A 509-nucleotide genomic window follows, 5' to 3' on the forward strand; every position below is an offset into this window, starting at 1 on the left:
TGACTTTTAATCAGAGGGTCGCAGGTTCGAGCCCTGCATGGCTCACCACCCTTTAAAAACGGTTCGAAAAAAGTTGAAAAAAGTCGTTGACTTCCTGAGACAAAGGTTATATAATAAATCTTGTCGCTGGAACGAAAGCGAACAAAGCAACTTCTTGAAAACCGAATCACTTTTAACATGCGGTAGTGGCGGAATGGCAGACGCGCTAGGTTGAGGGCCTAGTGGGAGTTAAATCCCGTGGAGGTTCAAGTCCTCTCTACCGCACCATTTATTTTTATAAGATGTGCGCCCGTAGCTCAATTGGATAGAGCGTCTGACTACGGATCAGAAGGTTGTGGATTCGACTTCTGCCGGGCGCGCCACTTCGCGGGTGTAGTTTAGTGGTAAAACCTCAGCCTTCCAAGCTGATGATGAGGGTTCGATTCCCTTCACCCGCTCCATTATTTGTTTGATAAATGAACCTTGAAAACTGAACAGCAAAACGCTGATGAAATGAGTTCCCGATCCCC

3 tRNA genes are annotated in these 509 nt (G+C 46.8%); all 3 read left to right on the top strand.

Annotation, left to right across the window (positions count from 1 at the left end):
- Positions 1–179: 179 nt before the first annotated feature.
- Positions 180–267: transfer RNA gene (locus tag KHA84_RS15175), tRNA-Leu, on the top strand.
- Between the two features lie 18 nt (positions 268–285).
- A tRNA-Arg gene (locus tag KHA84_RS15180) sits at positions 286–362 on the top strand.
- Between the two features lie 4 nt (positions 363–366).
- Positions 367–440, top strand: a tRNA-Gly gene (locus KHA84_RS15185).
- Positions 441–509: the final 69 nt, after the last annotated feature.

Source organism: Bhargavaea massiliensis, from assembly GCF_018390575.1.
In the GTDB taxonomy this organism is placed as follows: Bacteria; Bacillota; Bacilli; order Bacillales_A; family Planococcaceae; genus Bhargavaea; species Bhargavaea massiliensis.